The sequence below is a fragment of the Streptomyces sp. NRRL F-2664 genome (assembly GCF_000719345.1).
In the GTDB taxonomy this organism is placed as follows: Bacteria; Actinomycetota; Actinomycetes; order Streptomycetales; family Streptomycetaceae; genus Streptomyces.
In genome coordinates this window covers 1-1,720 of sequence record NZ_JOFX01000191.1, presented here as the reverse complement: position 1 = coordinate 1,720, position 1,720 = coordinate 1, and the positions used below count along the sequence as shown (strand labels likewise).

Genomic DNA, 1,720 nt, shown 5'->3' with positions numbered 1-1,720 from the left:
GCGCCACACTCGTCGGGCGGGAAGGTGAAGGCTTCGGTGTCAGAGATGCTTGCGACGGTTGCGCCATCGGCTCCTGAGCCGCTGCCGTCGTCCCCGCCGGAGACAGAGCACCGGCGATCGGCGCCGTGGTGGGCGAGACGGCGGAAAGCGGGGCGGCCTTGGGATCCGTGGCCGAGGTGAGGCCGGAACCGGTGAAGGCGATGACGGAAGCGGCTGTGGCGACTGTGGCTGCTGCCGTGAGACCCAACAGCCAGGGGCACGCTGCCATCCACCCTGCGTCGGGGGCAATGGAGCCGCCCGACGCCTTTGTCGCGACGCTGCTGGAGCCACTGGGCGTGGAACCGAAGAGGTCGGTACTGCCCCAACCGAGCAACAGGGCGAAGGGAGCCAGCGCTCTGAGACGGGCGTTGAGGTGCTCGATGTCTGCGAACGCTGTCGAGCACCGGTCACAACCGTCCAAGTGGCGCACCAGACCGCGATGGCGCGTGCCTCGGTTTCGCGCTACCGCACCCATGAGGCCTGCATAGTGCTGGCACTCCGCGTCGCCGCCCTCACGTATGTGCGCCTGGAGGTAGGCCGTGCGCAAGCCCTCCTGGGCGCGGGAGAGCAGTGTGGAGACGCCGCTGGGTGTCATCCCCAGCAACTGGGCCACCTCTGCGGTCGCACGCTCATCGACCAGTCGGTGCCAGAGAACCGCCTGCCAGCGCTCGGGCAGGGAACGGAAGCTGCGTATCAGCAGGAGTGTCTCCTCGTTGCGGAGCAAAGTCCCTTCAGGTTCCGTGGTATCCGGCAGGGATTCGCTCCAGGCTTCGAAGTCCGCGAACGGTACATGCACACGCTGCGCCTTCGCGTCCTGGGCGGCGGTGTTGCGCACGACGGCACACAGGTACGGACGCCAGGATCCGGTGGGGCCGGCACCTTGCCGCACCGCGTGCAGAGTGCGCGTGAATGCTTCTGACGCAAGATCGTCGGCTGTGTGCGCACTCGCGAAGCGCCGCGCATATGCGAGAACGGCCGCCCGGTGGCGCCGGTAGAGCTCGGCCAGCGCTCGTGCCGCGTCGTCCTGCACGCCCCGATCTGTTGGCCGGTCGTCACGGGCTGCGTCCTGGTGATGGGAGGCGCGGAGTACAGCCGTGAGCTCTTCATCGGACAGATCGGTGGGGGCGCTTGGGCGGGGGAACACGAAGTCTCCGGTTGTCGTACGTCAGTGCTGTTGTGAAGCGGTACCCGTGAGTAGGGGCGTTGGCCGTTCAGACAAGCAGATGTACATAACAGAGTGGTAACGGGGTGAGACGGTCGTTCGCCGCGACGCTCCTGAAGAACGACAGGTTCTTCGGAAACCGCAGCCGCTCACCCCGGCAGTGGTCCTCTCAACAGCTGGAAGTACGCATGACACGCACGCCAGACCGCCGCCCCCGCCACCGCCGACGCACATCGGAGACGGCCCGCTTCTCCCCCGTCAAAGCAGCATGGTCGGTCTCGGCTGCCGTCGCCCTCTGCCTGGCCGGGTGCGCTGCCTCGGTCGATGACCGAGGACGGGGAGGCGGCGGCAGCAAGACGGAAGCTGCTCAAGGATCGGCTGCGCCGGTCGCCGCACGCCCTTCGCCTGAATCGGGTTCTTCGGCGGGGACGACGGCAGCGGCTCAGGAGCCGATGGCGCAACCGTCGCAAGCATCTCTGACACCGAAGCCTTCACCTTCCCGCCCGACGAGTGTGGCGC

At 67.7% G+C, this 1,720-nt stretch carries 1 protein-coding gene; it reads right to left on the bottom strand.

What is annotated here, in order from left to right:
• Positions 1 to 1,069, bottom strand: a 1,069-nt coding sequence (locus tag IF89_RS39255; protein WP_158718133.1) for an RNA polymerase sigma factor, incomplete at its 3' end; no start/stop codon positions are given.
• Positions 1,070 to 1,720: the final 651 nt, after the last annotated feature.